Annotated in this window: 19 protein-coding genes; 13 read left to right on the forward strand and 6 right to left on the reverse strand. The window is 56.6% G+C overall.

Features of this window, described 5'->3' with window-relative positions:
• Both OSO_RS0137100 and OSO_RS46635 read left to right on the forward strand, forming a co-directional pair.
• Positions 1–1,359 carry an efflux RND transporter periplasmic adaptor subunit gene (locus tag OSO_RS0137100; protein WP_010587825.1) on the forward strand — a complete coding sequence of 453 codons (1,359 nt, stop codon included), beginning with the start codon at positions 1–3 and terminating at the stop codon, positions 1,357–1,359.
• A 296-nt stretch (positions 1,360–1,655) separates the two neighbouring features.
• A complete protein-coding gene (locus OSO_RS46635) occupies positions 1,656–3,266 on the forward strand; it encodes a TolC family protein (RefSeq protein ID WP_010587826.1) in 1,611 nt (536 codons plus the stop codon).
• A 13-nt stretch (positions 3,267–3,279) separates the two neighbouring features.
• On the opposite strand, the gene OSO_RS0137110 is transcribed toward OSO_RS46635, so the two are convergent.
• Entirely contained in the window at positions 3,280–5,148 is a 1,869-nt protein-coding gene (locus tag OSO_RS0137110) for a glycoside hydrolase family protein (protein ID WP_237729390.1), read from the reverse strand.
• A gap of 158 nt (positions 5,149–5,306) precedes the next feature.
• Here OSO_RS0137110 and OSO_RS0137115 point away from each other — a divergent pair, with 158 nt between their 5' ends.
• On the forward strand, positions 5,307–6,758 hold the full coding sequence (locus OSO_RS0137115) for a phospholipase D-like domain-containing protein (RefSeq protein ID WP_010587828.1): 1,452 nt from the start codon (positions 5,307–5,309) through the stop codon (positions 6,756–6,758).
• 60 nt (positions 6,759–6,818) lie between these two features.
• On the opposite strand, the gene OSO_RS0137120 is transcribed toward OSO_RS0137115, so the two are convergent.
• The 4 genes from OSO_RS0137120 to OSO_RS49125 form a co-directional block, all read right to left on the reverse strand.
• On the reverse strand, positions 6,819–8,666 hold the full coding sequence (locus tag OSO_RS0137120) for an ArnT family glycosyltransferase (protein WP_010587829.1): 1,848 nt from the start codon (positions 8,664–8,666) through the stop codon (positions 6,819–6,821).
• A gap of 228 nt (positions 8,667–8,894) precedes the next feature.
• Complete coding sequence (locus OSO_RS46640) at positions 8,895–9,368, reverse strand: tetratricopeptide repeat protein (RefSeq protein ID WP_063710459.1); 474 nt, start codon at positions 9,366–9,368, stop codon at positions 8,895–8,897.
• Between the two features lie 278 nt (positions 9,369–9,646).
• Complete coding sequence (gene rbsK, locus OSO_RS0137130) at positions 9,647–10,600, reverse strand: ribokinase (protein WP_010587831.1); 954 nt, start codon at positions 10,598–10,600, stop codon at positions 9,647–9,649.
• A gap of 157 nt (positions 10,601–10,757) precedes the next feature.
• Positions 10,758–12,050: a phosphatase PAP2 family protein gene (locus OSO_RS49125; protein ID WP_010587832.1), complete on the reverse strand. Its 1,293-nt coding sequence runs from the start codon at positions 12,048–12,050 to the stop codon at positions 10,758–10,760.
• Positions 12,051–12,317: 267 nt separating this feature from the next.
• Here OSO_RS49125 and OSO_RS0137150 point away from each other — a divergent pair, with 267 nt between their 5' ends.
• The 10 genes from OSO_RS0137150 (at position 12,318) to OSO_RS0137210 (ending at position 22,715) form a co-directional block, all read left to right on the forward strand.
• Entirely contained in the window at positions 12,318–12,635 is a 318-nt protein-coding gene (locus OSO_RS0137150) for a MazG nucleotide pyrophosphohydrolase domain-containing protein (protein WP_010587833.1), read from the forward strand.
• A 104-nt stretch (positions 12,636–12,739) separates the two neighbouring features.
• Positions 12,740–13,540 (forward strand): alpha/beta fold hydrolase, encoded by an 801-nt coding sequence (locus OSO_RS0137155; RefSeq protein WP_083843071.1) that lies wholly within the window; start codon positions 12,740–12,742, stop codon positions 13,538–13,540.
• A gap of 366 nt (positions 13,541–13,906) precedes the next feature.
• On the forward strand, positions 13,907–14,308 hold the full coding sequence (locus tag OSO_RS0137165) for a bifunctional nuclease family protein (protein WP_010587835.1): 402 nt from the start codon (positions 13,907–13,909) through the stop codon (positions 14,306–14,308).
• 464 nt (positions 14,309–14,772) lie between these two features.
• Positions 14,773–15,156, forward strand: a complete 384-nt coding sequence (locus tag OSO_RS46650) for a TadE/TadG family type IV pilus assembly protein (RefSeq protein WP_237729391.1) — start codon at positions 14,773–14,775, stop codon at positions 15,154–15,156.
• A gap of 147 nt (positions 15,157–15,303) precedes the next feature.
• Entirely contained in the window at positions 15,304–16,560 is a 1,257-nt protein-coding gene (locus OSO_RS0137175) for a vWA domain-containing protein (RefSeq protein ID WP_010587837.1), read from the forward strand.
• A gap of 164 nt (positions 16,561–16,724) precedes the next feature.
• Positions 16,725–17,462, forward strand: a complete 738-nt coding sequence (locus tag OSO_RS50260; protein ID WP_010587838.1) for a TadE/TadG family type IV pilus assembly protein — start codon at positions 16,725–16,727, stop codon at positions 17,460–17,462.
• 603 nt (positions 17,463–18,065) lie between these two features.
• Entirely contained in the window at positions 18,066–19,091 is a 1,026-nt protein-coding gene (locus tag OSO_RS0137195; protein WP_010587840.1) for a DUF1559 family PulG-like putative transporter, read from the forward strand.
• A gap of 122 nt (positions 19,092–19,213) precedes the next feature.
• Complete coding sequence (locus OSO_RS46665) at positions 19,214–19,633, forward strand: hypothetical protein (RefSeq protein ID WP_157606011.1); 420 nt, start codon at positions 19,214–19,216, stop codon at positions 19,631–19,633.
• Positions 19,634–19,723: 90 nt separating this feature from the next.
• Complete coding sequence (locus tag OSO_RS0137205; protein WP_010587842.1) at positions 19,724–21,094, forward strand: arylsulfatase; 1,371 nt, start codon at positions 19,724–19,726, stop codon at positions 21,092–21,094.
• 130 nt (positions 21,095–21,224) lie between these two features.
• Positions 21,225–22,715 carry a sulfatase family protein gene (locus OSO_RS0137210; protein WP_010587843.1) on the forward strand — a complete coding sequence of 497 codons (1,491 nt, stop codon included), beginning with the start codon at positions 21,225–21,227 and terminating at the stop codon, positions 22,713–22,715.
• A gap of 10 nt (positions 22,716–22,725) precedes the next feature.
• Here the strand turns inward: OSO_RS0137210 and OSO_RS0137215 are convergent, their stop codons facing one another.
• Positions 22,726–23,094: a hypothetical protein gene (locus OSO_RS0137215; RefSeq protein ID WP_010587844.1), complete on the reverse strand. Its 369-nt coding sequence runs from the start codon at positions 23,092–23,094 to the stop codon at positions 22,726–22,728.
• Between the last annotated feature and the right edge of the window lie 22 nt (positions 23,095–23,116).

Genomic DNA, 23,116 nt, shown 5'->3' on the forward strand with positions numbered 1-23,116 from the left:
ATGATCTTGATCAGGAAGAGTCTTGTTGTTTTCGGCTGCTCCAGCTTGGGACTTCTGCTGAGTGGTTGTTCGGAATCGCATCCGGATGCGACGGGTAAACTGGCGGCCATGGAACTGCCCAAGGTGGCTACCGTCAAACCGCAACGAAAGACCCTCATTCAAAAGACGGCTCAACCAGGACACATTGATGCGTTTCATGCGACGCCCATGTTTGCCAAGGTTGGTGGGTATGTCGAGCAGTTCTATGTCGATATCGGAGATTCGATTCAAGGACCGAAATTCGACGAATCGGGACGCGTTACTGAACCGGGCCAACTAATGGCATTGTTGGAGGCACCCGAGCTCAAGGAAGAGCTTCAGCAAAAAAATGCGATCGTGGCTCAAGGCCTGGCCGAGGTCGAGCAGTCCGAGGCGGCTGTCAAAGTCGCACGATCTCTTGAAGCTTCTGCGATGTCCATAATCGAAGAACGACATGCCGGACAGCGGCGAGCCAAGGCGAATGTGGAACGATGGAAGTCCGAATTCGATCGCGTACGTGATCTCGCGGAAAAAAAAGCCGTCACGCAGAAACTCGCAGATGAGTCCGATCAGCAATACAAATCCGCCGAGGCTTCGCTTGCCGAAGAAAATGCAAAGCTACGATCTGCGGAAGCGAAGTATCAGGAAGTGGTCGTCGCGATTCAGAAGGCTCAGGCAGATGTCAAAACAGCGATGGCCCGTGTGGACGTCGCGAAATCCGATCGGGACCGCGTCGCGGCCCTCTGCCGATATCTGGAAATTCGCGCCCCTTACACTGGCGTTGTGACGACTCGGGACATCGATCAAGGTGTTTTGATTCTCGCCGCCCGCAGTGCGAATGAACTTCCCTTGTTTACGGTCATGCAGGCCGACAAAGTCAGGATCTTCGTCGATGTGCCCGAGTCCGATGCGGTGCTGGTTGAACTCGGGCAACCTGTTTCAGTTAAGGTACCGGCGATGGGGGCCAAAGCGTTCGCAGGAACGGTCGCGCGGACCGGCTGGGCATTGCAGGCTGGCACCCGCACTCTCAACTGTGAGATCGACATTGCCAACCCAGACGGCGTGCTGCGGCCGGGAATGTATACCCACGTGGAACTGATCGTGGCCCAGCGCGAGAACGCGCTGTCGATTCCCAAATCGGCGATCGTCGTCGCCGACGGGCAGTCGGTTTGTTTCACGGTTTCAGCAGACGGCGTCGTCGAACGCCGGCCCGTTCAGTTAGGGATTCGCACGGACACGGATGTGGAAGTCGTCTCGGGCTTGGACGAGGCTGAGGCCGTAATCTCAACCAATGTGTCCGCGTTTCGCGAAGGTCAAAAAGTGACACCGCCAACGAACTAATTCGCTGATCGCGATTTTGCGTCGTCGTGTACGGCGGCTTCTGGATGTCGGGGCCTTCGATTGTTGCAGTCCGGCGGACGTCGCGAGCACACTTGCCACGAGGAATGCGTTTGGGGGAGTCTGCCGGTTGTGTCGGATAGTGCGGCTTCACATGTACGAGTCTGAGCCGGTCGTGACAGTCGTGCCGAGGCTACCGCTATTTGCTGCTCTGTTCAGAATCGTTGTGTCGATTTTACGAGTGCACAACATGAGTCTGCTGAATCCTTTCAGTCACTCATCAGGCGGAAAGGCCATGGATGGTCCCCCACTCGCGACGAATTGCCCTCGCACGGATCGGATTCGTGCTCTTGCTGCTGTTACCGGCGAGCGGGTGCAGATCGTCGAAGCTTTCCGTTGCCACAGTTCGAAACATCAAGCCAGATGGTGTTCGATCTTCGAAACCTGCAGCGACGCGTTCCCGAGATGATGCCGCAACAGACCCCGTGAATCACACCGCGGGCGAAGACGAAGTGTCGATTCAACTCACCGCGGCGGAAGAGACTCTTCCGTCACCAGTCCAGGGCGATCCGGCTAGTGTACGTTCCGGCGTTGCGACGGTGACGGACGCGAATCCTGCACACGAGGATACGCAATCGATTGATCTGACGACCGCGTTACTGCTCACCAGTGGTGGCAATCCTCAAGTCGGTTTCGCCCACGCACGAATTGAAGAGGCGCGGGCACAAGTTCAAAAAGCGGAAGTGCTTTGGCTGCCCTCGATTCGTATGGGAGCGAACTACAATCAGCATGAAGGCAATATTCAGGATGTGGCCGGCAATATCATCAACACCACACGCGGTTCGTTCTTCACCGGTTTTGGTGCAAATGCGGTAGGGGCCGGGTCACCTACAATTCCCGGGCTGCTGGCGCAGTTTCACTTGGCAGATGCCGTCTTTCAGCCTCGAATCGCGCAGCAAACCGCGTCGGCCCGCAATGCCGGGGCGCAGGCCGCAACGAACGACGCGCTCTTGCAAACGGCACTCGCCTATCTGACCCTACTTCGATCCGCGCAAGAACTGGCGGTCGCGATTGATATCGAACAGAAGGCAAAAGAACTGGAGCGAGTGACCGGAGAGTTTGCTCATACCGGTCAAGGTTTGGCTTCAGATCACGATCGCGCGCGCACCGAACTCGCCCTTCGAACGAACGACGTTCGCCGCGCGGAAGAAGCGGTGGGAGTCGCGTCGGCTCGCCTTGCCGAGCAGATTCGCTGGGATTCGTCGCGCCGGCTTGTACCTCTCGAATCCCAGTTGATTCCCCTCGAACTGGTCCATATTGGAGAACGTCCCCAGGCACTGGTGGCGATGGCGCTCACGCAGCGTCCTGAAGTTGCCGAAAGTCGCCATCTCGTCTGCGAAGCCGTTGAACGACTTCAGCGCGAACGATACGCGCCCCTGATTCCCAGCGTCCTGCTCGGTGTCAGCTATGGCGGCCTGGGGGGCGGCCTGGGGGGTAACTTGACGAACTTCAATAGTCGCGTTGATGCCGACGCGATTGCGTACTGGGAAATTCGTCAACTGGGACTGGGCGACCAGGCCGCGCGTCGCGAGGCCGATTCACGGATCCAACAGTCAAAGTTTCGGGAAATCGCCCTGCTTGACCGCGTCGCGCGTGAAGTGGTCGAGGCGCATGTCCAGGTGACGTCGCGCGCACAACAAATCACGACCGGTCAAGTTGCTGTTGAAGCGGCCGAAGACTCTTTCTCACGCAACTGGGAACGCATTCAAAACGGCCAGGGCCTTCCCGTTGAGGTGTTGCAATCGATCCAAGCTCTTGCGGTCGCGCGTCGAGAATACGTTCGCGTCGTGGCCGACTACAACACCGCTCAGTTCACACTTCATCGATCACTCGGTTGGCCGATTCAGTAGTTGCGAACTGAGGTCAATTCTGGAACTGGTACGAATACAAGTCGGCATCGCGAAGTTCGAAACGCAGACGAATCGTTTGGCCGACGAGTGACGAGACGTCCGTCGATTCTTTCCAGGCGACGGGACGATCCAGCGTGTCGCCAAAAAGTTCTTCGCAGTCGTTGAGCGCAAAGCCGGACAGTGGCGCACCCAACTCATTCTGAAGCTCGACCCGAACGCTTCCGGCGGCTCCCGTCGCGAAGTTGAGCGAAAGTGTTTTACCGGTGAAGGTGATTGGTTTTGTCAGTAGTTCGCCGCCGCTCATTGGGGCCTGAGCTGAAACGAATCCATCCATCCGAAGTGTGTACCGACGGAGCAGGTCGCTGTTACCAGTCCAATAGCTTTCGACCGCAAACAGCGACAGTTCATTGGGGGCGCCTTCGAGTGTGCGCTGGGTTTCGATCAGGTGCCAACCGATCGACTGATGACCATAGTTCCAGGTTCCGTTGCGTTCGATCCCAGGCTTCAGAAAGCCTTCGTTCCAGCGTTTGAAGGTGACTCCGTCGCGGCTGGCCATCAGCAGACCTTCGGTGATCGCTCGACCATAACGCTCGTTGGTCTTGGCACGCCACTCGCGGTTTTCGAGTTCGGGCAGGGCCCGCATTGAGGCCGACCACAGACGCGTTTTCTCGGGTCCGGCACTGGTTCGTGCTTCATGATCGGGGCCGTCTTTGTGACCGCGTTCGATGTACCGCAGCGGAAAACCGATCAAAAGATGGGGGGCACGGTGGTACGGTTTGACCTGACTCGTATACAGCTGCTCCGATGGGGAATCGACATACTGAAGATCTGCCTGGTCCGTCCAATGCAAGAAGTCCTTTGAAATTGCGGTCCGGATCGCGCGATGTCCTTGCGGATCCCAGAACTTTTCCTGATCGTAGCCACCCTTTGTGAAATAGCGCCAATAGATCCGGTAATGGCCTTTCGTCGCATCCCAGAATGCCACGTTCTGCGAATCGAACGCTCCATCGGTAATGATTGGTTGGTCGCTCATGGGTGACCAGTGCAAGCCGTCGGGCGACTGAAATGCCAGCAGGCCTCGACGATGATCGGCGGGTAAGCGGTTGGCGGGGACGACCGCCTTGTAGCGCGCTTCGGGTGGTGCATCAGGGTTCTGATCCTTGAAGACCGCAGGTTCGCCCGGTTCAGACGTCGCACCGCCGACAGTCTGCCGGACCATGACGATGTTGTTTTTATTGTTGATTTTGCTGCCCTTAAAGATGTGCAATCCGAGAATCGGTTTCTCCCAATGGAGTCCATCTTTGCTTTCGGCATAACACAAGCACTGACCATGCGTGCTGGCATCCACTCCGTTGGGAGTGACGGCGAGATGCCCACCGGCGTAGTACATCCGGTATTTGTCTCCGTCCTGAAAGACACTGTGATAAATGCTGCCGCTGCCTTCCCATTCTGAATTGTGTTCGATGACAACGGCTTGAGGTACCGGGTGGTGCAGTCGCAGTTCCGCCTGACCCGAAAGTCGCTCAACGAGCGCGTTGTCGACGAACAGCTCGCGTCGGTTTCCAAGTTCGGTGGGTGAGGCCTCTTTGCCAGACTGAGCACCACCGGGAAGAACTGTTTTGCCCTCATCTGCCGCGATCACAAGATGACAGATCCCAATCAACACGACGATTACGAAGTATCGAGTCATCATTTCTTCCGAAAGTGGGAGAAGGCTCTGCTGCGGAGATACAGCCACAGCAGGGTATGCAGGTGAGACAGACAGTGCCAGCGTCACACAACCAGGTAACAATAGCCTCGGTCTATGGACACTCAACGCGGACAGAATCTTGATCAGTTCTTGTGTGCCACTGCTCGTCGATTCAGAAATGAGGAAGATCATGAATTGGGAATCGAACGGCAGTCGTCGTTCAGAACGAAGTTGATTGGTTAATTTGTCCCCCATTCACTGGAAAGGCAAGGTCCGCATTCCGGGATGCATGCATCGTAAGGTAATATCAGGGCATTCGTCCCGTTTTCACCTGTTGATGAAACTGCCAATTGCTGCATCACATCACTCAAAACTGGTTGGTTCTTAGCGCTGCCGTCGATGTGATCGTTGCCGTCGTCGCGTCGGCGCATGCAGTGCTCACTAAGCGTGATACCCGCGCGACGATCGCCTGGGTGGGATTGATTTGTCTAACTCCTTTGGTGGGAGCCATTCTTTACACTTGGCTGGGAATCAATCGCATCGAACGGCGTGCTCGCCGTTTGCGCAGCGTTCATCAGCATCCGCAACCGACAAAAAATCCGGAAGCATGTCCTCAGGCGATCCTCACCGATACATTGGGACCGGACGGTGCGCACCTTTGTTCGCTGGCGACACTCGTTCAGAACATCTCCGGTCGGCCACTACTGCATGGGAACCGAATTGTTCCGCTCCATGACGGTGATGAAGCGTTTCCTGCCATGCTGCAGGCCATCACTGAAGCCACCCTCAGTGTGTCGCTAGGTACCTACATCTTCGACAACGATCGTGTGGGGCAACAGTTCCTTGAGGCACTGACGCACGCCGTTGCTCGAAAGGTGCAGGTTCGAGTTCTGATCGACGATATGGGAGCACGCTACAGTTGGCCGACCATGGCGCATGCACTCCGCAAAGCGGGGATTCCGCTTGCGACGTTCATGCCACCACTCGTTCCGTGGAGGTTTCAGTATTCGAATCTGAGAACCCATCGCAAGACGCTCGTGGTAGACGGAAACATCGGCTTTACGGGGGGCATCAATCTCCGCGAAGGCCATCTGCTTTCCTCGCATCCACGTCATCCCGTGCGCGATCTTCACTTTCGAGTCGAAGGTCCGGTCGTTTCACAGATTCAACATGTGTTCGCGGACGATTGGTCGTTTTGCACGGGCGAGGTGCTCGAGGGTGATCTCTGGTTCCCAGAACTCGCTCCCGCAGGGCAGGTCGTATCGCGAGGAATTCCCGATGGACCGGACGAGGATTTCGAAAGCTTCCTTCACACATTGCTCGGAGCATTGGCCTCTGCAGAACGGTCCGTACAGATTGTCACACCCTATTTCCTACCCGATGCGTCTTTGATTACCGCCTTGAATGTCGCGGCGCTGCGGGGAATTACCGTCGATATCGTGCTACCCAAAGAAAACAATATTGCACTGGTTCAATGGGCATCCACCGCGATGCTCTGGCAGATCGTCAGCCGAGGTTGCCGCGTCTGGATTTCACCGCCACCGTTCGATCATACGAAGCTGATGGTCGTCGACGAACTGGTCTCGTTTGTCGGATCATCGAATTGGGACGCACGCAGTCTTCGATTGAATTTCGAGTTCAATCTGGAATGCTACGACCGCCCGCTGGCAGCGAACCTGACATCGGTCGTGCAAGAACGCATTCGTCGTGCACATCGACTCACGCTGGCGGAATTGGATGGTCGTCCTCTGCCAACCAAGTTGCGCGACGGCATCGCCCGACTGGCCTCACCCTATTTGTGATGTCCGTATTTGTGATGTCCGTCGTACCGACACGGCGACGAACCGGCGATGGCGAATCTGTCAGCCGCGCGGTTCAATCAAGACCATCGACAGCCGACGGCCGTGGAAACGCATCGGGTCGCCGATGGCCGTGATCCGCCAGGTCTGGTCGGTATCCGATGTCAGGCGAATGTCGCGACGAGTCCATTCCAGAACCAGGAAACGCGATTCAGGTGCACTAGTTTCGGCGAGCATCGCTGTTGTCAGACCGGTGTCCCAACCTTCGGTCGTGACGAGTTCCGCTTGTGGCCAGCGGCAACGAAGCAAATACCGCAGCGTAACGGGGCAAGGGTCACGGGTGGCGACGAGTGAAATCCGCCGGACCTCGGGGAATTTCTCGAGGTGATCACGCAGATCAGCCAGACGGCTTTCATCGACAGAGTCGGCATCTGGCAGACCCAATCCCACTGAGACGCAAGCCATCAGTGATCCATACACGGCCACTTGCAGGACTTGCCTCCACCCCGATTCCGACCAGCCTTCGACCGAACGGAACAGGCGCGGGCCGAACAAAAGGACAATCGCGACACTTGCGCCGCTGATCAATCCAACCAACCACGATGACGAGATGCGGGTCATCGTCAGGCTCGCGAGCAGGATCATCAGACAATATTCGCCCCTCCGGGACACCGCACGTTCGATCAACGTCCCGATGCCAAGCGAGGCCAGAAGGATGGTTGGCGCCAGCAGTGCCAGGTTCCACACATAGGTGTTCGTGACGGAATTCATTCCAAAAACTTCCGCCGTCACGCGGCCGATCAGGGCGACGGTCCACCAGAGCACCAATAGTTCATGTCGTCGCCGGGCATACTCGCTGGGGGGACGGCGCCACACGTGCCACGAGCGTTCCAGTCCAACGATCAGCCATGCAATAATCAGGGCCTGTTCGCGGAACCATTGTTGCCACGGAGGCTGAACCAACGGCTGCAAGTCGCAACGCCATTCGTTTTTGATCTGCGAGAGACATTCCACCGGCAGTCCCAGCCACCACGACCGGACGAATGGCATTCCGTGAGTGACTGTCATGAGAACACCCCACCACCCACCGACCACCAGGCCGATGGCCGTCATCAATAGTGTCGACTTGATGACGAAATCGCGCTGACTCCGAGCCACCATTGCCGAGGACGTGGCATCGGTGGTCAGTGGTCTCGTGTGTCGGCTGGGTTCGCCCTTCGGCGAGATGGCATGCAGGGCGAAGACAAGCGGAATCGTAAACGCGACAGGCCCCACCGCAAGTAGAGTCAATCCAAAGACAACTCCACTAATGATCAGGCTGGGGGAACGGTATCGAGTACTGATTTCCAGGTGTCGCTGGATTCCGAACGCTGTCGCCAGCATCAGGCAAAGGCTAATCGCGCCGTTCGTCGAAGTGATTGCGATTTCGAGAAGCTGCGGATGACTGCACATCAAGAGTGCCGCTACCAGCGCCGTATTCGCCCCGCCGATTCGCCAGGCCATCCGTGACGTCAGCCAGATCGTGATGCCTGCGGCGATGAGTGACACCAGAGTGTCGGCGACGATATTTGAGGGATCCATGACGGCAAGGACGAATCCATCCAACCATGCCATCAAGGGCGGCTGGAAGGTAAACGGCTGACCAGGTTCATTGATGCCTGGTTCGAGAACCGCTTGAAATGAGGTGGCATTCGCGACAGCCAGACTACGAAGTGCCCAGAGCGATCCCAACTCGTTCAATGTTGGGTTATTCAGCAATTGAAATGCGGGTAGCACACAACAGGCGACGATCAGTGGTGCAAATGCGGATGCCCGATTGAGCGTGGGAAACAGCTTCGCGCGGGGCGTCTTCGCCAGGGCCAGCAGTTTGGAATCGTCAACCGTGACAGGGGACGGAACTATGGATGACATCGTGTCGTCGACTCTCTAACAGCCGTATGAGATTGCGGAGACTGCCTCGGCCATACTTGAACAGATGGCCGACTTGTTGGCAGTTTCCGAAGGGACTGGCCCCGGAAACTCAGCACGATGCCAAGTCGAGGACCAATACCGCTGTCGCGATTATCCGCGAAGTTGCAGGTCCTGCAAATCCCGAATCTGGCGCGATCAAGGGCCAGCCGATTGAACGAGAAAACTCGATTACAATCGCTTGCGAAATCGGCTTGAGTTCCCCCCGGCTCGGATTTGTCCAATGCCCAGTTCTGTTTGCACAAATTGCAGGTACTTGGGGTCTTCATCCAGAAACAATTCGTCGCCTGCAAGCTTGTATGCGGCTTCAAATGCCTCGGCCGCATACGCCAATTCACCGCTTTCGAGCAGACTCTGACCCAGGCGAAGCAGTATGAATGCGTTGGTGTCGCCTTCCGGACAGTCGACGGCCTCGCGCAGGGTGTCGGCCGCGGCGACGTAGTCGCGTTTCTCAAAATAGACATCACCAGCGGCCATAAGAATCCAGGTCGCAGCGGGCCACTGATGCTTGGGTTCGGGCAGTAGTGCCCATGCCGCTTCGTACTCGTCGAGAGCATCATCAAATTGGTCGATCTGCGCAAAGCGGTCTCCCTTTTGACAAAGGGCGTCAATCATCTTGCGCAAGTCGCTATCTAGCTTGGACATGTGTTGCTCTGTGTGACCCATTTCGGGGTCGTGAATCCGACGAAAAGTACCAATATCTCGCCACATCTTACCCGATGCCGTGACCTCACAACAGCAGCTTATTCCGGTTCGAGCTTCCCAAGAAAAGCCCTCAATCGCGGAACGTTGCACTTTTCCCTCTCTGTGTCTCCCCTCCCACCCATGTGCATCCGAAGTACGCAAAACGTACAGCGGCGGTAAACGTACAGCGGGGGTAAGGGAGGCGCAGAGGCACGGAGACACAGAGAGGGAAATCCTGCTTACACAAGTCGTGAGTTTGACCATTTTTCGAGTTCGTCGCGCGTGGGCATCGCGGGTTGCGCGCCGAAGCGAGTGCAGGCGAGGGTCCCGGCCAGGCAGCCAAACTTCGCCGCTTCGGGAAGTGATCGGCCTTCGCACAAAGCCACGGTCAATGCCGCGGTGAAAGCGTCGCCTGCAGCAGTCGTGTCGACGATATTGGTCGGAATGGCGTTCACGCGGACCGTATGGCCGTCTCGGGTCGCGACGAACGCGCCGAGCGAACCGAGTTTCAGAACGACATCTTTCGCGCCGTGTTGCTGCAGATCGCTTGCCGCCTGCGCTGCTGTCTCCCAGTCATGAACCACGATGCCCGTCAGCGCTTCTGCTTCGGTCTGATTGGGACTCAGTACGTCAACGCGCATCAGTTCTTGCGGCAGACGGCCTGGAGGTGCAGGCGCGGGGTCGAGCACGGTCAGCACGCCGTTCTGCTGTGCAAACTGAATCGCGGCGGCAATCGCTGGTGTGGGCGATTCCAATTGAACAATGATCGCCTTGGCATGAGTGATCAGGCCCAGGCTGGCTTCGACGTCTTGGACGGTCAACTGGCCGTTGGCCCCCGGGATGACCGTAATGCAATTGGCGCCGGATGATTCAACCCCAATCAGAGCGACGCCGCTTGAGCAACTGGGAGTCGAAAAGACGTGGCTGGTTTCGATACCGTCGGCGATCAGATGTTCGCGCAAGATGGTTCCGAAGGAATCTTCTCCCAACCGGCCCACCATAAAGACATTGGCACCCAACCGCCGTGCAGCAACCGCCTGATTTGCGCCTTTGCCCCCCGGGATTGTTTGAAAAGAGTCGCCGGAAACGGTTTCACCAGGACGAGGCAATTGCACCATTCGGGCGACCAGATCCATGTTGATGGAACCGACGACCACGATCCGCGGTGCGGCAGGATTCTCATTGTTTGGCATGCTGAAGTTCCCAGGAACTCGACGAGTTGATGGATCAGATGACGTCAAGCCGACAGGACACCTCGTTCCGTGAAACAGGATGCCAAATTTGATGGTCGACCAGACCCAACCAAGGTATTTCAACAGGCCTTCCGATACGCGTCTAGTCGCCCATCCGTTAGTAGACGACTTGGAAGCCCATTCCTTGAGTTCCATAGACGGCATCAAAAAAGGGAACCAGCTTGTATGGAGAGTTGGGGCGATATCGTTGCGCACCGACCGATTTGCCGATGACATAGCCCAGTGCGGCACCAAAGACCACGTCCGAGACGGTGTGCCGCTGCTGGTCGATTTCGCTAAAGCCGATGAGGCCCGAAATCAGATAGGCCGGCAAACCGCCTCGCCATCCAAACCGTTCGTCAAGGATCGCGGCCAATGCGAAACTGCCTGCCATCGGTTCCGAGGGGAATCCATGGTCACCCATCAAATTGAAAATCCCGCCGTTCGAATCGTGCGTGTGAGTGAGATATTGCAGGCCAAGCGAACTGAGAATCGCAAACTTGTATCCGGTGAACATAGTCAGCGTCAGTTCATGCAGATCTTCATCCTGCTCGCACAGACTGGTGACATACATCGTGGCCAGGATTGGTGCATGTACGGCCAATGCGTCGCCACCGTGACTTAGGACATTGGAAAGCTGTCCCCAACGCGGACCGTGAAGCTGCGTGTCATGGATGACTCGCTCATCGACGTTGTCTCGCAAGGCGACGGTGATTCCTGCGGCGGCTCCCAGAAAGAGGACATTCTCGCAGGTCGCAAACGAGGAAATGTCCTCTTGCAGACGCCGCGGCAAATCTTGCAGGTCCTTGCAGAAGCTCAATCCATCCGTATCGGTCAAAAATTGGTGCGGATAGACGGGAGGGCAACAGTCAGGACAAGGTGGGCCGCATGGACTTTGGCAGACATTGAACCCACTTTCAAAGAGCGGCATGTCGAATCCGGAACCGGCCGAGCAAGATGCCGGCGGGGAGGGCGATTGAGCACGAATCATCTCGGGCCGATGTTGAGGAACTGCCTCAAACCTGGCGGCAAGTCGACCGTGCGGAAACTCGCCGTACGCTTGATGGCTTGGTCGCGCATGGAATTCCGCAAGGGAATGCCACGGGGCATCCCCTGATCCGGCGATCCGCTCTTGCAGATCGAAGAATCGCAATGCCGGTTCAAAATTCTGTGAGGTCGACGACTGGCGCACTCGTGAAGAACGCCCTGGCCAACCGTCTTTGCTGGAAATGGGCTGGAATTCTCGCATCCACGACGGGGGCATCGCGTCGAAATCGGCAAGCGGCGACTCGGCGAGGCTGACTGACGTACACGATACGAACAAGATCCCCAACCAGATTCCTAGAAGACGAACAAGTTTCGCCAGCGGGGATCGGGGGGATGTTTCGTCGAGTTGTGAGGGGAAATGCATGAAAGCCACTGACGATGTAACTGCGTGTCGCGACGCAGGCGAGAGAAGTTATTGGACAAACGGCAAATTCCGTCAATTGCAGACATCTGTGCAATCGCCAATCACCGTTGCGACATCCCATCCGGTGTTCTCGATGGCGACGTGATGGATGGTGCGTTGCTAGGTCGCGGTTTAGACTTCGGGTGATGTCTGAAATCGATCCATCGGATGTCCGATCGGTTCGATCGAATCTGAGTGATCCTGGCTTTGCCGCCGAAGAGATGGAACATGACTGACCCGACCCCGCTTTCGCTTCGCGATTTGCAGGCTTTGATTCTCAAAATGTACGGTGCCAAGGATGTCGCCCGAGGCGTGGATGGCACGTTCATGTGGCTGATGGAAGAAGTGGGAGAACTGGCGGCCGCACTGCGTGAAGGAACGCCGGAAGAATTGGCGCTCGAATTCGCAGACGTTCTCGCATGGCTGGCGACGATCGCCAACGTCGCCGGGGTCGATCTTGATGCCGCCGTTCGCAAGAAATATGGTTCCGGATGCCCTGGCTGCGGACAGTTCCTTTGCCAGTGCGATCTCAGCGAAAAGCCATAAATGGGCTGCATTCTCGACGCGCAGGCCGCGAGACGTAATGACAGGTGGTTCGAGAGTGATTTCGATTACGAATTTCGAGTGCTAGCAGGGCGAGGGGCGAACGAATGTTACGGATGGTCGATGTCGGGGGAATGCGGTATCGAGTTGTCGACGAGGGACTCGGGCCCGCGATCTTGTTCGTGCATGGCTTTCCGCTCGATCACACCATGTGGGCGGCACAAGTCGCCGAATTTTCCCGCACGAACCGTGTGATCGCGCCGGATCTGCGGGGATTTGGCGGCACCGACGGAACGCTCTATGCCGTATCGATGCAACAGTTCGCCGATGATCTTGAAGAACTGTTGATTGCACTCGAGGTGGAACGCCCGATTACGTTTTGCGGTCTGTCGATGGGGGGATATATCGCCTGGCAATTCGTGTTGCGGCATCCACAATGGGTCGAACGTTTGATCCTGTGTGATACGCGCGCGGCCGGAGATTCACCCGAAGCGGCTTCGAATCGCCTGAAGATGGCGGATATTGTGACCAAAGAAGGCCCCGAACCGGTCGTCTGGGCCATGATGCCCAAGCTGTTCTCGCGCATGACAACCGAACGACGACCGGAAATTGCCGAGCAAGTGCGGCAGACGGTCATGAATACGAATCCGCTGGCGATTGCCGCCGCCCATCGCGGGATGGCGATTCGTCCCGATGTGACGGAACAATTGCCAAATTTTCACCTGCCGACGCTGGTTCTGGTCGGCGAACATGACGCGATTTCGCCCCCGGCGGAAATGATGGGGATCGCGAATGCCCTGCCGAATGCGCGATTTGTTCAGATCCCCGACGCCGGGCATATGGCACCCATGGAAGATCCCGTAGCCGTGAATCGAGCTATTCGCGATTTTCTGGTGATGACGCGTTGATAACATGCGTCCCTATAAGGGATTGTGTGTTTTCTGCGTGGTGCCGCGGTTTCGCTCAACGAGTATTCCGTCGCTCGCAATCTTCCCGCACTACCAACTCCGGTTTCGTGGAATTTCGACCGATTCGACGAGCGGATTGTTGGTTTCCTGTCCGTCAAATGATGTGGAATGTGGAAATCCCGCCGTCGAACGATGCTCGTACCCGTTTCACTCCAGACGTCCGCCTGAATATACTTTCCGTACCGTGGGTGGAACGGCATGGTACAGTTGTCTCAACTGTCGCTGGCGTAGCGGTTCTGAATTGAACTTCCCGTTCGCTCGCGTGTGTTCCTCGTATTACGCTGCTGGTCTGCTGGAGTCCTGCTTGTGCTCGTTCAGATGGAATTGGCTCGGATCATCATCAGTGAGATCAACGATCAGCAGGTCATCTTCTTGCGCGAAGTCGATGGCGAGCGTGAGTTTCCGATCTTGATCGGCCTGTTCGAGGCGACCAGCATCGATCGCTGTGTGCAGGGGGAAGAACCGCAGCGCCCGCTGACACACGATCTGCTAAAGGCGACCATTGAGGCGCTGGGTGGTGAATTGCAGGATGTCGTGATTCACAAGCTGGAAGAACATACCTATTACGCCGCGATTCGAATCCGTCGTGATGGAGAACTCATCGAGGTCGATAGCCGACCCAGTGACGCCGTGGCCTTGTCGGTGCACTACGACCCGCATCTGCCAATTTACGTTGCGGACGAAGTTCTCGACGAAGCCGCGACGTAGCGGCGGCCTGTTGAAATAACGAGGCTTGCCTTCGGTCCGATGCAACAGCGTCATGACTGCGTGAATACGATTGTACCTGTTTCGCGCGATTCTCGGACGATCGCTTTCCTACTGGTACTTAGTGGGTTTGTCCTTGCGCGGATCTCGCCCTCGTGCGTACAGGTGGCCCGAATTCGCGCTTTGCTGCGATTTTTCTGGCGGTCTCGCCAATCTAAGGTTTTTCCTGAGCTAGGTTAGCTCTTAGCGTCTCGAAGTGGCGTGGATTCTCGGTGGACGTCCGTGCTCGGACATCGTGCGCGGCACCTTCATCGAATCTCGCACATCGGATTTGGGGCCATGTTCGTTGTCTTGAATAGGTCTGTCGTCCTGAGGGCTTCTCCGTACTGTCGTTTTGTGTGGTGGCAAAGATGTTGAACAGATCCAGACGTCAATCCCCGCTTCAGAATCGTTGTGTGAATCGTTGTGTGAATCGCTGTCGAGCGGGAGTCGCAGCGGCCGAGTTGGCAATTTGCCTGCCAATGCTGATGGCACTGACTTTCGGTGCGATCGAGGCCACCAACGCGATTTTCGTCAAGAAGGCCCTGGTTGAAGCCGCGTACGAAGCTGGCAATGTCGCGTCGTCGATTGGGGGTACGTCGAGCGTTGCGATCTCTCGCGCTCAAGGGGTGAGCAAATTGTTGGGGGTGAATGCCGTCACCGTCAAAGTCTCGCCGACCGTCACCACGAACACCGCGACTGGCACACCAATTACCGTGACCTGTACGACGAGCCTGGCATCGAACAGTGTCACGGGATGGTGTATTGGAAACGTGACCTATACAGCGACCTACACTGTCATCCACTTGTAGTCTTGTTGGGCGATGAGAGCCGCTTTTTCGGAAGCGGAGACGTCGTCCTGGCGTAGGTAGGCGATGTGATTGCCACACCGTCTCTGCCGATCGATCGAGTCAGATTTTCGAGATTTCAATCGCTTCTTAACCAGGAACGCCGAGATCGTGAAGACGCCGCCAACGACTACTCACTCAATCGACGAAACCCGAAATGTACGTGGTGCCATCTTACCGATGGTCGCGGCATTCATTGTCATTCTGTTTGCGATGGCGGCATTTTCCGTCGACTTGGCCTACATCGAACTCGTCAAAACCGAACTTCGTGCTGCCACCGATTCATCCGCTCGCGCGGCGGCATCGGCGCTGATTCAAGGTGCATCGCCAACGTCCGTGGTCAATACTGCGATCAGCACCGCGTCGCTCAACAAAGTCGCGGGAAAATCACTGAAGCTCTCGTCCGCCGATGTGATCTTGGGGCAGTCGGTCATCCAGCCGAACGGCGTCTATCAGTTTCAGGCGGGCGTTCAGCCATACCAGGCGGTCCAAGTGACCTCAAGCTTGTCGAGTAAAAATGCGAATGGGAACGTCCCGCTGTTCTTTGGTCCGTTCATGGGGCTGAGTTCTTATGCTCCGACGAATACAGCTGTGGCCGCGGCTTCGTCCTGCGATGTGTGTCTGGTTCTTGATCGATCCCATTCCATGTGTTGGGATCAGACAGGCGTCTCTTGGAGCTATCCGGCGCCCGTTGGGTTGGATAAGTATGGCGTCTCGAACGTCGTGACGATGCAACCAAGTGGACTGCCGAGCGGAGTGTTTCAGCAATATCCACCGAAAAGCGGCAGCCGTTGGCTGGCGCTGCAATCGGCTGTGCAGTCGTTCTGTGATATTCTCAGTTCTGCGAATGGAGCTACACACGCGGCAGTTGTGACCTGGGCCTCGCCGACGACCGCGCAAACGATTTACTCGACCAAGCAAGCTCCATTTCAGTTACCGGCCTCGTCTGGTGTCACAACTGATGTCGATCTGACAGCCAGCATCGGCAGTATTTCTGCCGCCGTCGCCGCCCGCTCACAGAACATGCTGCTGGGGGGAACCGATATGTATACCGGAATCGAAAAAGGGATCTCGGTCCTCAGCGGCAGCAGTTCGCGCGCTTCGGCGACGAAGGTCATGATCCTGATGACGGACGGTGACTGGAGCAGTCCCGCGGGAAATACAAACCCCGTGACGGCGGCCTCGCATGCAAAGTCGAATCGAATCGTGATTCACTGCATCTGCTTCCTGTCGAGTGCGAATCAGACGACGTGTAAAAGTATCGCATCGACGACTGGCGGAAAATTTTACTACGCCACGGATTCGGCCAGCTTAACGGCCATCTTCCAACAAATCGCGGGGACATTGCCCGTGGCGTTGACGAATTAGGGTTGAGAAGCACGTTGATTCGTCAGGGTGCACCGTGGGGACTGCCTGTCCTGGATTGAAAACTTGGATGGCGAATAAAGCGACCCGCAGACCTCGCACTTGAGTTGTATGACGTTGCGAGCGATTTGAGGCTCGATTGTTGATCCCCGTTGCAGCAGAGAAAAATGAAAAATTCACGCAGACAATCTCAAGCTGTAGCCTGGAAAAAGGGGGCGGCGACTGTCGAGCTCGCGGTCGTGCTACCCATCCTGTTTCTGATCCTGTTCGGAGGCGTTGAATTCGCGCGGCTCGGACAAGTCTCCAACGCAGCGGCATTCGCAGCGTTTCAAGGTTGCCGGCAAGGTATTATCACCGGTGGCACGGCGGCTTCGGTGACGACGGCTGCACAAAACGTGATGAAAGCCATTTCGGTGAACAACGCCAAGGTCACTGTCACACCCTCGGTTATTACGTCGCAGACGACGGCTGTCACAGTGGTCGTTTCGATACCGATGGACGGCGCGACCTGGATCGTACCGACCTTTACGAAAGGTCAGACGATCAATCGAGGTTGCACGATGACCTGCCAAGGTGCAATCCCGTCGAATGTCTCGCTGCCGACATACACTGCAGTCGTTCAACCTGCCCCGCCGCCCATCGTCACACCTCCGACGACAACGACGGGGACTGGTACGACGGGGACTGGCACGACGGGGACTGGCACGACGGGGACTGGTACGACGGGGACTGGTACGACGGGGACTGGTACGACGGGGACTGGTACGACGGGGACTGGTACGACGGGGACTGGTACGACGGGGACTGGTACGACAGGGACTGGTACGACGGGGACTGGTACAGGAACCACAGGCTCGGGAAGCGGAACTGGAACGGGTTCGCCACCTCCCACTCTGCTGTATTAATCGAGCTTCAAAAGGAAGCTGACGCTTGTGTTGACTCATATAACGACTTCAGTAGTCGTAGATTTCGTCCGCCTGTTGCGGAATTTGATTCTCCATTTCCAGGTGAAAACCTCGCAACAATTGACTAACTGCGAAGCGTTCGCTAATTTATGACGACCTATTAAGTGGGTGGTATATTTCCGGTTGGATTTGATCCTTCCGCATCAGCGATGCTGACTGGCTACACCGGAAGCGCGCGTCGACTTTCAGGAGTCTTACGCATGTGGCTTTCTCCCGTGGCCTTTCATTTCAACTTGCACGCAATCGGCCGCATCGGTGCTCGCTCAAGATCGTGTTGTGGCCGTTTTCGCGTTCTTAATCTTCGCGCGCGACAAGTCTCGCGTCACGTCTGACCGCTGCGCGAACGCGGTCACTGTGCGTTCCGGGTTTGCGCTCGATTCAGGGATTCGTCGCAATTGTGCTGCATGCACGATTGTGCTGTTGTTACTTCAAATCCTTTCGTGGTGACTTCGGATCTGAGGTCTGTTCATCGAGTCTCGCCGTCGCGAGACCGCGTGTGCCTTCATTCTCACGCAATCGCTACGTAATTTTGGAGGTTTGATCGTGTCGTTTTCTGTCGGGTCGCAATCGTACGTGCCGCGTCGCCAACGCGGATTTACGCTCATCGAGTTGTTGGTCGTGATCGCAATTATTGGAGTTCTGGTTGCCTTGCTGTTGCCTGCCGTACAGCAAGCACGAGAAGCGGCACGTCGAACACAATGCCGAAATAATCTGAAGCAGTTTGGACTCGCACTTCACAACTACCACGATGCAAATCAGACCTTTCCACCGGGGGTTGTCCAGGTGCGAAACGCAGGTCAGAACGGCATCATTGGTGCTGGCGATCCCAACGATCAGATCCCTGCCTGGGGCTGGGGATCATTTCTCTTGCCGTACCTCGATCAGGCGCCGCTTTACAATCAGCTTGGCCCCGGTCAGGTCACTTACAATTCGCTTGCAGTCGCCAGTTCAAACCTGATCCAGATTCCTCTCGCGGTGTTTCACTGCCCGACCTCAACGGCTCCCCCGCTGAATGATCTTGCTGATGAATCGATCCAAACGGCGGGGCAGCAGTCTGCCGGAACGAGCAACTATGCTGCGAACTTTGGACACAGTCGTGGCGTCGGTCCATTCCGTGTCCTGCCGGCGGCCGACAACTACACCGCGTGTTATACGGGTGCTTTTGGATTCGATTCGAAAACGCAGATTCGTGATATCACCGATGGAACTAGTAACACCGTGGCCGTTGGTGAACGTGCCTACAAAATTTCAGGAGTGGAGTTCTACGCCGCCGTCTGGCCTGGATGTGCGGTCGGGAACCGCGATAACTGCGTCGATCAACTGATGGTCACACTTCGCGGAGGAATGAATTCCGGGGCCACGCAATCGGATCGGCAAGAAACGCTCAGCAGCGAACATGAGGGGGGGGCATTCGTGCTGTTGCTGGACGGTGCTGTCCGATTCATCTCCGAGAACATCGATTTTCGTACGGTGACCACCCCGGCGGAGCAGAACACGAATGGGCCGGTCGACAGCGTACTTGAACGCCTGTTCGCAATCCGCGACGGTCAGACCGTCGGCGAGTTCTAAATGTCGTTTCCCTTGTGTCCGTAACGCGTCATTGATGCATCGTCTTCTACCGCGCGGTGCGTTTCATCCACGTGGGCTCGTTGTCGTACGCGATTCGCGTCGTTTGTCGTGAAGGAGACGTGATGTTCAAGTCGGAAATTCGTGTGGCGAAGTGTCTTGGCGTCACCCTTCTTTTGTTCGCACTCGCGGGCTGTGGTCGGAGTGAAGTGGAACTGGGCAGCGTCAGCGGACGTGTCACGCTCGACGGGCAGCCGCTGCGTGGAGTGTTCATTGTGTTTCAGCCAGACAATCGGAAGCCCGCCCTGGCGCTCTTGGACTCAGACGGCAAATTCACCCTGCGGTACAACGTGAAGCACGTCGGAACCGTGGTGGGCAAACAAGGAATCTACTTGAAGAAGCCGCTCTCTGATCAACTCGACGAAGTCCGGCAAGCAGGGATTGACGAACCATCACCGTTCCCAAAGAAGTTCGAACAGATTTTTGAAACCGTCGACGTCAAATCGGGGCGCAATCATTTCAATCTCGAACTCAAAAGTTCATAAGGTCAATTCTGCCCGCACAGGCGGGTGGGAAGTCAAACACAAATCGTTGTGTCATCATCTAGCGGATCAGGGAACTCAAAGGAGAGACGGATGCATCGAATGTTGAGTATCGCGGCCGTTGTCTTCGCGGCCGTAGTCGCCACGACACCGGCCATGGGCCGCGGGCCGAATATCGTCTATATCATGGCAGATGACCTTGGGCCGCATGATCTGGGATGCTATGGCCAAAAGCTGATTCAAACACCCAATATCGACAAGTTGGCCATTGAGGGAACACGATACACGCAGGTTTATGCCGGTGCGTCCGTTTGTGCTCCTTCGCGAAGTGTATTGATGACCGGGCTGCACACCGGCCACACGCGCGTGCGCGGGAACCATTCGAAATTCGGGGGTGTGATTGGTGAGAGCGGCGAAAAAGGACGCGTTCCGCTCCGATCCGAAGATGTCACCGTGGCCGAAGTGCTCAAGCGAGCGGGTTACTCGACCGGGATCACCGGCAAATGGGGGCTCGGCGAACCGCACACAAACGGCGTCCCCAATCGAAAGGGATTTGATCAGTGGCTGGGATATCTGAACCAGAACGTGGCCCATTCGTACTTTCCTTCGGCCCTGTGGCTGAATGGCGAACGATTCGATCTGCCTGGCAATAGCGACGGACGCCGCCAGCAGTATTCACATGATTTGTTCACTGGATTTGCCCTCAATTTCATCCGTGCCAATCGCGAGGAACCATTCTTTCTGTATGTTCCTTTCACGATTCCGCATGCCGCCTGGGAAGTTCCCGACCTGGGACCCTATGCAGATCAAACTTGGCCGAAAGGGGCGCGCGAGTATGCATCGATGGTCACGCGAATGGATGCCGACGTCGGTCGGATTGTGGCGTTGCTTGATGAGCTGAAACTTCGTGACAACACCATCGTCTTCTTTTGCAGTGACAACGGGGGCCCGGCTCCCTTTGGGGAAACGTTTCAGACGAACGGCGCGCTGCGGGGCAAGAAAGGGCAGGTCTACGAAGGCGGGTTGCGGGTCCCGATGATCGCGCGCTGGCCGGGACATGTTCCGGCCGGAAAAATCAGCGATGTCCCATGGTATTTTGCGGATGTGCTGCCCACTCTGGCGGAACTCGGGGGCGGCGAAGCCCCCTCGCCGATCGACGGAGTCAGTGTCGTGCCTGTGCTCCTTGGTACCAATCAGGCTTCTGTAGATCGCTTCTTCTACTGGGAGCAAACGTCAAGCGGATTCGATCAAGCTGTTCGATGGGGAAAATGGAAAGCAGTGCGACTTGGCAAAGACCGTCCACTGGAACTCTATGACCTCTCGAACGATCCTTCGGAAACCCAGAATGTCGCCGTGTCAAATCCTGGTGTCGTCGACAAGATTGACGTTTATCTAAAGACGGCGCGAACAGAATCGGAAGATTGGCCGAGCGAACCGAAGCTTGCCACTGGACAATCAAACTGAGTCTCGCCATTCGTTTTTTCGGAAACAGACGCCACCGGGCGGTCGACGCTGATGGAAAACTCGAGGGCCGACTTCGCCCTTGGTTGATTTCAACAGACAGTGAATCCACCATCTCACTTGGAATGATGTCATGTGTCACCGCTGCCGACTGTTTCTGCTCATGCTCATCTTGGAAGTGGTTGCCGGAACGCCGTTGACCGCAGCCGATGCCAAGCCCGTTGTCCGGCCGAATATTCTGTGGTTCATCGTCGATGATATGTCCGCCAACTTTTCCTCGTTCGGCGAACGGCAAATTCAGACACCCCACGTCGATCGGCTGGTGCGTGAGGGAACTCAGTTCACCAAATGTTTTGTCACCGCCCCCGTCTGCTCACCCTGTCGTTCGGCGCTCATCGCCGGCATGTATCAAACGACCATCGGGGCGCACAATCATCGCAGCGGCCGAGGTGTCGAAAAGATTCATCTGCCGGCGGGAGTCGAACCGGTGCCGGTCTTGTTCCAGCGTGCGGGGTACTACACCGGCATCGGAAGCTGGCCGTCCAAAGAGAAGGGACTCGGCAAGACCGACTACAATTTTGAGTGGGATCAGCGAATGTATGACGGCAATGACTGGTCTGGACGAAAGCCGGGACAGCCATTCTTTATGCAGGTGCAGTTACACGGTGGAAAGCATCGCCATGCCGCGAAATGGGCCGCCATCGCCGAGCGGGAACTGGGCTCGACAACGCGTCCCGATGATGTTCAGTTGCCGCCCTATTATCCGCGCGACACAGTGATTCTTCAGGATTGGGCCGAGTATCTGGACACATGCCGGCTGACGGATCAATACGTCGGCGAGGTTATGAAACGACTCGCCGATGACGGATTGCTTGAGAATACGATTGTGTTCTTCATGACCGATCATGGCATCAGCCATGCGCGGGGAAAACAGTTTCTGTATGACGAAGGTCTGCACGTGCCGTTGGTGATCCGCGGACCGGGTATCGTTCCGGGCGTGGTTCGCGATGACCTGGTCGAACACATCGATCTGGCGGCCACATCACTGGCCTTGGCGGGGATTCCCCAGCCGAAAGGGATCCAGTCGCGTGACATTCTCGCCAAGAACTATGTGCCACGTGATGCGGTCTTTGCGGCCCGGGATCGCTGTGATGAAACTGTCGAACATCTGCGAAGTGTTCGCACATCAGGCTACAAATACATTCGCAATTTTCTGCCCGAACGTCCACATCTGCAGCCGAATGCGTACAAGGATGGAAAGCTCATTATCCAGCGATTGCGTCAATTGCATGCGCAAGGCCAGCTTCCTCAATTGACGGAAACGCTGCTGTTTGCCCCGACGCGTCCCCCTGAAGAGCTGTACGACCTGCGCGAAGATCCCTTTGAAACCAAGAATCTCGCGGGCGATTCTGGATCGCAATCGGTGCTACTCGACCTGCGCGGACGACTTGATCGCTGGATGGACGAGACGCGCGATCAAGGCCGACAGCCCGAATCCGAGGCCCTGTACGACAGCGACATGGCCGTCTATCTCGGTGAGCAGTCGGGACGACCGCGCGAAAAGCGAACACCGCTTGAAGAAAACGTCCAATTGATGAAGCAATGGGCGCGCGAAGGGAAATGAGCCCGGTCGATTATTCGGCCGCCTCGTGTTCCGGTTCGGTTGCAGGGCTGACCTTCTCTTCTTTGGGAGCCTTCGGTTTTGGCTTTTTCGTCTTTTTTTCTTCGGGGGCATCATTGCTGCCGCTTGGGAAGAGTGACGCCGCAGTCTTCTTCAGTTCCACCAGCTTCTGCTCCATCGTTTCGATCTCGGCGGCCAGTTTTCTGGCAAGCTCATCGCGCAGGTTGATGAAAGTCTGCACCTCGTCCATCAGCGGATCAAGCGACTCGCTCGAGGAGGACGGTTGATCCGTATCGGGCTGCTGTTCGGTCTCTATGTCATGGCTGATCGGGGCTTCGGCGGCAATCACTTCTTCTGCCTCGTGTGGTCTCTTCTTGGCCATTCGTCAATCAATCCTTGGTCTC

Source organism: Schlesneria paludicola DSM 18645, from assembly GCF_000255655.1.
Lineage (GTDB): Bacteria > Planctomycetota > Planctomycetia > Planctomycetales > Planctomycetaceae > Schlesneria > Schlesneria paludicola.